This window comes from Novipirellula artificiosorum (assembly GCF_007860135.1).
GTDB lineage: Bacteria > Planctomycetota > Planctomycetia > Pirellulales > Pirellulaceae > Novipirellula_A > Novipirellula_A artificiosorum.
The window spans coordinates 158,661-167,774 of record NZ_SJPV01000011.1 but is presented as its reverse complement, the minus strand read 5'-3'; the positions used below and the strand labels follow the sequence as shown (position 1 = coordinate 167,774).

Sequence of the window (9,114 nt, the reverse complement as noted above, 5' to 3'; positions counted from 1 at the left end):
CCGTGGAAGAAATTTGCCATGAACCGCAGCACCAACGCGGATCCTCAATTGAGGATAATTCGCGGCGTCCAGCAAAAAGTCCAGTGGAGTTGCACACAAAACCAACCCGTCAATGCATGCAAAACGCGGGAGTTATGTGGTACAACGAGCCCAGAGGGAGAGGTAAATCTTGTAAGTCTCTTTCAATCAACAACTTAAAAACTGCCACGACCTGTCCAACGCATGGAACACATTCGGACCAGGAGCCAAAAAAATTTCACCGGATTAGGATGTGGGGTACAACGAGCGCTGCGCGGGCAGGGGTGGTTGGATACCTAAACACTGTATTCGTCAAAACTTAAAAGCCGGACGACCTCCAAGCGGCAGGAGGGGGTTTGGCTTCCCCTAGATAGAGTCAGGTGCAGCGAGGGACAGGGTTTCTTGGCACCCAATTGACTTGCTCCATACGACCACTTTCGAATCGTTGGTACTTTCCATCGGTCTGCAAACTTGCACCGATTGGTCAGGCCACCCGCAGGCTGGATTGGCTTGTCCGTATTAGCAGCACTCCGTCGTTTTTAGTGGCGGGGTGAGTGAACCTGCAAACGGCTAGACCCGATCAGAGGTTTGTGGGGGACACGCCCACGCTCCTCAAGGAGAACCATTGAGGGCAGACGAAACGGCAAAGGGGAAGTCAGGAATGCCGTGAAGGGAAGAAAAAGTGGGCGTTGACGGACTTGAACCGCCGACCCTCTCGGTGTAAACGAGATGCTCTAGCCAACTGAGCTAAACGCCCGAGGGTTCGACAATCCTCTTTCGGAGGATGCCTGGTGAACTGGATCGCCGGAATGACTATCGGCGTGTGGGTTCAAAAGAGTGAAGCCAAAAACAGACTAGCGGCTCAGCATTCGGGTTCGACGGGCTCTTCGCTCGGCACGCAACCGGTTCCGACGATTGGTTTCGCTGGGCTTTTCGTAATACTCGCGGCGTCGCATTTCTTTCTTAATACCGCTTCGCTCGACCAACTTTCGGAATCGACGGACTGCCTCCTGAATTGTTTCCCGATCTCGAACCACTAACTTAACCATTTTGTCTCCGGTTTCATTTCTATCTCTCTGAACTCCCCACAATAGAGGAAAATCGCACCAATTGACGGTTTCTCTTCAATCTACATTACCATTTCGCAGACGAAGGAGCGGAAGTTTACCCATCGGGAACGCATGGTGGCAATGCCCAGTCACGGAAAAACGTCGTTTTTCTTGGTCATTCGTCTTGCTTTAGATCATCACCGCTCGGCACGCCCCCTGGGCCAGCTCGGGCTGGTCGGTTTCTGCATCGGGGCTGGGTCAGGCTTGCCCGTTCAGATCGCTTTTTGTGTTTCGGTGTACCACAAGCCTTGCAATGCAGAGCGCTTTCCTGACCGGTCGAAGCGGAATAATCGTCACGCTTTGCCCCGCTTCGCCGATGCGTGCGACCGGCGCTTGTGTGCGGAATCGCTAACGAAGAGTCGATCTCTGTGGGGTGTCGCCACGGTTCTTGGAACACGTGAACGCTTAGACCAAGGAAACCGCTTTCCGCAAGGCGGCGCGACGCTTCCGCATGACCCCTTTTTTATGTGATGTCACCATGTCGCCTACGCCGACCTCGAATGTTGAAGCCATGGAACCGGGCCAACTGCTCAGCGATTTGGAGCGACGTCAAGATGACGTCCTGCTGCAACTCGACGCGCTCGATGCAAAGCTAACCGAAGTTCTCAAAGGACTCGGTGTCTCGATGGAGGAGGAGATCGATCAGGAGCTGTTGTAGGCACCCGCAATCCTGACACAAATTTGCCCGGCAACCCTTAGCCGTGGAGCTGCTGTGAGGTGGAGCGTGCTGCATCGATCGATTTTAGTTGCTGGTAAAGCATTTCGACGCGACACATTTCATAGCCAATCCGCGCCGCGGCACGAACGGGGTTCCCGATGATCGCCTCGACCTCCATCGGTCGTTGGTTGCGGAAATCGAGCCGCATACTGCTGTCGTAAGGGACCATTTTTCGGGTGTGTTCGAGCGTGATCTCGATCGCCTCTTCGGGTACGGCCACGCCGCAGGCTGCGGCCCCGGCATGCACTTCGCGGATGATCTGATTCGCTAAGCGGCAGGCATGTTTGTTTTCGATGATTTGCTTCGTGCTGGCGTCAAGCACAACCGACAGCCCATTGAACGGGATGTTCCACATCAATTTTCGCCAACGGACCACGGGCAAGGATTCCGAGAATTTGGTGTCGACTCCGGCGGCGTTGAAGTCTTCGGCGATTTTCAGTCCCAGGCGTCTCATTGCCTCGGTGGTCATTCCATATTGGCCAAAAACAATTCGCCCGTAGTCGATATGGCGAATATGCCCCGGGCCGATTTTATTGCTGCACAAAAAACAACAGCCACCGAAAACGCGGCCTTCGCCGACGACCGCAACGGTGTCTTGCTCGACGTCGAGCCCGTTTTGCAGCACCAAGACGACTCCGCCATCGCGTGTGGGTGCAGGCAATAGTTCGGCAAGTAAGTGGTTCTGCGTCGTTTTTAACCCCACAATCGTGATGTCACACGGCGGCATCGTTTGGGGGGAAGCGTGCGCATGCACTTTGGGCAAGCGAAAATCTCCCCACACGCTTTCGACGACCAAGCCATTGGCGGCCACATGGTCGTAATCGCTGTGCAGCAAGAAATGGACTTCCTTTCCCTGCTTGGCCAACATGGCTCCGTAAAGCCCACCGAGAGCGCCAGCCCCAATGATTGCGTAACGTTGTTTTCCCATTGCCCTAAAATACCGACTTTCTTGCAGGGTTGGCAATCGAGTGATTTGCGTTCTGCAGGCCAATTCTGTTTTTCTGGCAACGTGGATCTTCGAGAAAACGGAGTTGCCTCGATCGGGTTTCTGGCAACAATGTCTCGCTTTCGGAATTCTTGCTACAATTGGCTCGACTTCGACGGATCCTTTTTGCTCCCCCATTTTCGACGGCTGTTTGCGTTGATGCTGACAAAACTGCTGCTTCTGTTCCTTGTTTCGGTGCTCCCCGTTCGTGTTTCGACGATCGACGGCGAGGGTGTGGACGGAACGTTTGCTGGGTTGAGCGAGTCGAGTCTTCGGATTCAGACGACGGGGACGGAAGTGCAAATCCCTGTGGCCGATCTTTCCTCTCTTGAGCCCCAACAAGAGCCTCAAGGGACCGGTCCGACGATGCGGCTGGTTTTGGAGGCAGGCACCGAGATTGCTGCTCAGGCTTTGACGCTCAGCGGAGAAACCTTTTCGGTTGAGCTTCGACGACAAGAAACGGTATCGATCCCGATTCAACTGGCCCGTTCGATTCGGTTTCGGCCCGGCAATCCGAAGGTGGACCCGGCCTGGCTCGCGAAGATCGAAGAAGGGCGGCGCAGCGATACCTTGGCAATCCGTCGCGAAGGGGATCGACTTGACTTTATCGAGGGCTTGGTGGTGTCGATCTCCGCCGATGCGGTCCGTATCGAAATCGATGGGGAAACGATGGATGCACCCATCAGTCGGCTCGAAGGGGTGATTTTTGGTGGAGCGAAAGGGGCCAACCATCCGGGTGATATTCAAATCGTCGACGTCTATGGTTCCCGATGGTCGGCATCCGACTTGTTGCCTTGTGAAGCAGAAGGTCCGCTTGAGATTCAGTTGCAAGGTTCGATCCAACATCGAATCCCGCTCGATCAAGTCAAGTCGATTCGTTGGACCGGTGGTGTCGAGATGTTAGCTGGGATGACCCCCGCGATCCGCTCGCACCGCGAGTCGATCGAAACGCAGATCGACAAGTCGCTGTTAGAAGCTTGGTTTGCTCCAGCGGCGGTGAACTCAAAAGCCGATGGCAGTTCGGAATCGACGCAGGACCTGTTGATGTTTGGTCGTTCCTTCATTGAGTATCGGATTGACGAGGGATTTCAGACCTTCTCTGCGGGAGTGCGTCGCGACGGGTCTGTGGAACGAGCGACACAAGCGATCGTGCGAGTTTGGGTTGACGGCAAAGTTGCCTGGGAAAAACGTTTCGAAGGGGACGAAGTCGTCGGTTTGGAACTGCCGCTTGATCAAGCCCGTCGCTTAAGGATCGAGGTTGACAGCGGCCAGGATGGTGACATCGGCGACACGTTTCGAATCTCGCGTCCAAGGTTGTTGCGATCATGATGATTTGGAAACGTCCTTGCATGCGAATCGGATGCCTGTGTCTTGTCCTCGCAATCATCTCGTCAACGGTTATCTCGTCGACGGTCGCTGCGAAGGGACCGATTGAGGTCGATCCGTTGATTGCGCAGGCAGAACGGCAACGGATCGAAGCGATTGAGCGAGCGATGAAGTCGACCGTCAGCGTGTTTGTGCCTGGCGGTGCGGGGGGCGGTAGCGGCGTTTTGATTTCGCCGGAGGGCTACGCGCTGACGAATTTCCACGTCTCCAGCCCCGCTGGAAACTACATGCGCTGCGGCCTGAGTGATGGCAATATCTACGATGCCGTGATCGTTGGCATCGATCCGGTAGGCGATTTGGCGTTGATCCAACTGCTCGGACGAGACGACTTTCCCTATGCCGAGATGGCCGACAGCAGCCGGGCTCGTTCGGGCGACTGGTGCATGGTGATCGGCAATCCGTTTTTGTTGGCGTCGAACTTGCAACCGACCGTCACCTGGGGAATCCTCAGCGGCGTCGGCCGATACCAGTATCCGTCGGGAACGCTGCTCGAGTACGCGGACTGTTTGCAAACCGATGCATCGGTCAATCCAGGCAATTCCGGCGGGCCGCTCTATGACGCCGACGGACGGTTGTTGGGTGTTGTAGGGCGTTGTTCGTTTGAAAAACGTGGCCGCGTCAATGTGGGGGTCGGTTATGCGATCAGCGTCAACCAAGCGAAAAACTTCCTCGGCTATTTGCATAGTGGACGCGTCGTCGACCACGCAACGTTGGGCGCTACGGCGGCAACCGATCCGGAAGGTGGCGTTCGAGTCTCGAATATTTTGGAAACGAGTGACGCGTATCGTCGCGGCTTGACCTATGGCGCGGAAATTCTGGAAGTCGACGGCCGTGTCGTTCACACTTCCAACGATTTGCAGAACGTGATCGCGACGCTGCCGAGCGGATGGCGCGTCAAGCTGGTCTACCGCAAAGAAGGTGAAACCGTCAAAACGTTGGTGCGTATGTCAAGCGTCCATCGCCAAGATGAGTTGCTGGAGAAGATGGCCGGGGCAATGCCACCGCCACCACCGCGAGAGCCACCGATGAAACAACCGGAAATGCCCGACGGCGATGAAAACCGTCAAGGAACACCGATCCCGCATGGCGATGCGGAACCAATCGAGACCGATTTGAGTCAGGAAGTCCCTGGATCGGTGATGGCGGTCTTTGAGGCAAGACGAGGTTTCGCGAACTATTATTTCAACGAGCAACAACAACAGCGATTCCTGACATCGCTTCGGGACCAGTTTCCTGGTGGTGAGGATGGCAGTTCCATGGCATGGACGATCAAGGGTACGACCGATGACGACCGCAAAGTGGCCATCTATGTTTCGGGCGGGCGTTTGTCCATGGTTGCGGGTGATGCAGCGATGGAGTCGGAGACAAAGGCCGATCTTTACGAAACCATTGACAACCGATCGATCGCCGGAATCTTGCCCGCACTCGATGCGTGGCGTCGAATGATTGCCGATGGCCCCAAAAAGTTTGGAGAGACCGCTTACTTGGGGACCATGCCGCTCGGTGGGGAACGACCGCTGCGAGATTGTGTCGTTGGCAATGACGGGGAACTGGAAGTGCGTTGGCTATCTCATCCACAAACCCAGTTGGTGGAAGCGATCGAAGTGTTTGCCGATCGTGACGAGGATCCGGTCGAGCTTTGGTTGATTCGTGATCGCAGCGATGCCGATGCACCACCGGTGACGTTGGACTTGCGCTATGGGACGGAATCGATCTTCCGCGTAAACATTGATACATGGGAAACGGAAAAGGTTGCCGAATCGGCCGAGCCGGGGGTGGCGGAGCCGGAGTCGGCGGAACGGGAGACTCAACTGTGATCGGGCGCATGATGGGTGTCGCATTGATGGTCCACGTTGTTTGGGGCATCCCCTGCAGCAGTGCGGAACCGTCTCTCGATCGAGCAGCCCAACAGGCTCAGCAGCGAGTGGTGAAGGTCTACGGCGCCGGCGGGATCGCGGGGCTGGAGGCTTATCAGAGCGGTTTTTTGGTTTCGCCCGAAGGCCACGTCGTGACGGCGTGGAGTTATGTATTGGACGTCGAGCCTACGGTGGTGATCGATGACGGCCGTCGGTTTGATGCCAAGATCGTCGGGTTCGAGCCGTCGCTCGAACTGGCGGTCTTGAAAATTGATGCGTCAGGGTTGCCGTTTTTTCGTATCGAACAGCAATCGACTGTCGATTGGGGGGATGCGGTGCTAGCCGTCAGCAATCTGTTTGGAATCGCGGCGGGGCGTGAATCCGCCAGTGTGATGCAAGGCTGTGTTGCCGCCAAGACAACCCTTGATGCGCGTCGAGGAACGTTCAAAACGCCCTATCGTGGCCCCGTGTTGATCTTGGATTTGATTGCCAACAACCCAGGAGCGGCTGGAGGGGCATTGGTCGACGTTGATGGAAACTTGGTTGGCATGCTGGGGAAAGAACTTCGCGATGCGACAACCGGCGTTTGGATCAACTACGCACTCCCCGCGTCGGCGCTACGGAAAACGATCGGTGATATCATTGCAGGTCGGCTGACCCAATCGGTCGATGATGGCGAGCCCAAGCTTCCACGCGACCAAGCCCATTCCCTCGCGTCGCTTGGGTTGGTGATGGTTCCCGACGTACTCGAATCGACGCCGGCTTATGTGGACGAAGTGGTCCCCGATTCGTGGGCAGCACGTGGTGCGTTACGGCCAGACGACTTGGTGTTGCTGGTCAACGGGCGGCGTATCGATTCGCAGCGATCCCTGCGTGAGGTGTTGCGGACGATTGACCGCCGAGACGGCGTGGCGTTGACGATTCAGCGAGATTCTGAGATTTTGCCGATTCAGTTGCGTGGCAATTGAGCGGTCTGAGACAAGCGACTTGGATGGAGAAGCTGTGAATCGTTTTTTGAGATGGCGTTCCCCCGCACCGTGGTTCACCCTTTTGTTTTGCGTTGGCATGGTGATGCCCGTTGTTGCCCAAGATGCCGAGTACCGCCGCGCGATGGCCGCTGCCGTACGTGCGACGGCCCAGCGAGTTTTGCCTTCGATCGTGGTCATTGAAATCGTTGGGGGGACGGGAGTTGCCCATGGAGAGGTCGAACAGGACGCGCCGACGAGTGGTGTTGTGGTCGATTCGGAAGGTCACATTTTGGCGTCCAATATCGTCATTCGCCGACCCTCGGCCACGCTCTTGGTCATGCTGCCGGACGGGACACGCCACGCAGCGAAAGTCGTAGCGAAAGACCATCATCGCGATTTGGTTCTGCTGAAGATCGATACGGAATCCTCGCTCGCACCGATCGATTTGCCCGCAGCTACGAATCGACAAGTGGGGCAAACGGTCGTCGCGGTCGGACGTTATGGTGCGGATGCATCGCCGTTGGTCAGCCGCGGCGTCCTCAGTGGCGAAGATCGATTGGATGGCATCGCTTTGCAAGCCGATGCACGCGTGTCGCCCTCGTTTTATGGCGGCGTGTTAGTCGATTTGTACGGAAATCCTCTTGGTGTCTTGATTCCCGCCGTGGCCGAAGGCGGAGCGGAGGACGCCACCAGTTGGTACGACTCGGGGATTGCGTTTGCGATTCCCTTCAAGTCCATCACCAAGAACCTCGATCGGCTCCGTCGGGGCGAGAACATCGAGAAGGGGCTGATCGGGATTGTTGCGAAGAGCAAGGATCCCTATGAAAACGACACGGAATTGGCGGCAATCCGTGTTCGCTCGCCCGCGGAATTGGCGGGATTAAAAGCGGGAGACCGCGTCGTTTCTGTAGCAGGGGAAAAGGTTCGTCGGCAACAAGAAATTCGCCAAGTTCTCGGTCGCTACGATGCAGGTGACTCGATTACCATCAAGGTCCTCCGCGATGATCAAACGATCACAGCCGAAGTCAGCCTGGCCGATTCGATCCCGCCGCTGAAACCACAGCGGTTGGGGATCACGATCGGCGCCGGTGTTCCAGCGGCGGAGGAAGGCGAAGTCGTGATTGAGCAGGTCATCGCGGGCAGCCCCGCGGACGGAAAACTCAAGCCTTCCGATGTGGTTCAAAAAGTCGGTGAGGTGGAGATCAGGGAGGCGGATTCCCTTCGGAGACAAATGATTGCCGCAGAGCCGGAGAAGATCGTTGCGGTCACCGTCAAACGAGAGGGTGTCAGTCAAGTGGTTCCGGTGACTCCCGAAACAATCGGTGATGCCGGCGTTGCCAGTCTGCCCGAATCTTGGACCGCTACGGAAGCTGTGTGGACCATCGACGAGTTGAAGCTTCCTGACGCAGCAAACCTTGTTGCCGTGGTCGCACCAGGCGAACAAGATCAGCGAACTCGACTTGGATTGTTGATACTGCTGTTGAATCCGGGAGAGACGACACCAAAATCGTTGCTCGAAAAATGGACGGAAACGGCCGAGCAAACCGGCGTCGTCGTCTGTGCGATCGCCCCCGAGTCGAACCAGCGATGGCAGCCCAAGGAAATCGATGTCATTGTCCGATTTGTTGCATCGGTACTCAAAACGTCCCCGATTGATTCGTCGGCGGTCGCCGTTGCTGCGACCGGAGCCTTGTCGGGCAGGGATGCCGAAGCGGCCGACTCGATGGCATTGGCGGTCGCGATGTCGGCAAGCCGAACGTTTTATGGCGTCGCGGTTTCTGCGAAAACACGTCCGCCGGCCGTGCGACTTCGCGAGAACGACGCAGAAGCTTCGTTACAGGTGCTGCTGCCGATGGATCCGAACGACGAGCCGCCAACCTGGGTGCCGACGCTCCGCGACGCGGGCTATCCTGTTATCTCCGTCGACGACATCGACGTCGACACGTTGTTACGCTGGGTTCGCTTGTTGCAAGCGGTTTAACCCGGATGATTCGTTGGAGTGGTAGGCTTTAGCCGATTGCGTGCTGGATTCTTGCTGAATCGGCTAGAGCCTACGACGCCAACGCACGCAGTC

General features: G+C 56.6%; 7 protein-coding genes and 1 tRNA gene. 5 read left to right on the top strand and 3 right to left on the bottom strand.

Translation table 11 applies throughout. The features are described from left to right. Positions 1–701 precede the first annotated feature (701 nt). Together Poly41_RS25020 and rpsU are read right to left on the bottom strand one after the other, a co-directional pair. A tRNA-Val gene (locus Poly41_RS25020) sits at positions 702–775 on the bottom strand. Positions 776–872: 97 nt separating this feature from the next. After that, positions 873–1,067 (bottom strand): 30S ribosomal protein S21, encoded by a 195-nt coding sequence (gene rpsU, locus Poly41_RS25015; protein ID WP_146530068.1) that lies wholly within the window; start codon positions 1,065–1,067, stop codon positions 873–875. 511 nt (positions 1,068–1,578) lie between these two features. Between rpsU and Poly41_RS25010 the strand changes: the two genes are divergently transcribed. Continuing rightward, complete coding sequence (locus Poly41_RS25010) at positions 1,579–1,785, top strand: hypothetical protein (RefSeq protein WP_231615914.1); 207 nt, start codon at positions 1,579–1,581, stop codon at positions 1,783–1,785. Between the two features lie 37 nt (positions 1,786–1,822). On the opposite strand, the gene Poly41_RS25005 is transcribed toward Poly41_RS25010, so the two are convergent. Further along, the gene (locus tag Poly41_RS25005; protein WP_146530064.1) at positions 1,823–2,773 is read right to left on the bottom strand and encodes a putative 2-dehydropantoate 2-reductase; all 951 of its coding nucleotides are present in this window, start codon (positions 2,771–2,773) and stop codon (positions 1,823–1,825) included. A 129-nt stretch (positions 2,774–2,902) separates the two neighbouring features. Between Poly41_RS25005 and Poly41_RS25000 the strand changes: the two genes are divergently transcribed. Genes Poly41_RS25000 through Poly41_RS24985 form a run of 4 tightly spaced genes read left to right on the top strand, consistent with a single transcriptional unit; the run spans position 2,903 to position 9,021 of the window. Then, complete coding sequence (locus tag Poly41_RS25000; protein WP_231615913.1) at positions 2,903–4,159, top strand: NPCBM/NEW2 domain-containing protein; 1,257 nt, start codon at positions 2,903–2,905, stop codon at positions 4,157–4,159. After that, positions 4,156–6,033 (top strand): S1C family serine protease, encoded by a 1,878-nt coding sequence (locus Poly41_RS24995; RefSeq protein WP_146530060.1) that lies wholly within the window; start codon positions 4,156–4,158, stop codon positions 6,031–6,033. Before Poly41_RS25000 ends, Poly41_RS24995 begins: the two co-directional genes overlap by 4 nt. Before the next feature lie 8 nt (positions 6,034–6,041). Then, positions 6,042–7,040, top strand: coding sequence for a S1C family serine protease (locus tag Poly41_RS24990; RefSeq protein ID WP_146530216.1), 999 nt, complete (start codon positions 6,042–6,044; stop codon positions 7,038–7,040). A 34-nt stretch (positions 7,041–7,074) separates the two neighbouring features. Next, on the top strand, positions 7,075–9,021 hold the full coding sequence (locus Poly41_RS24985; RefSeq protein ID WP_146530058.1) for a PDZ domain-containing protein: 1,947 nt from the start codon (positions 7,075–7,077) through the stop codon (positions 9,019–9,021). Positions 9,022–9,114 lie beyond the last annotated feature (93 nt).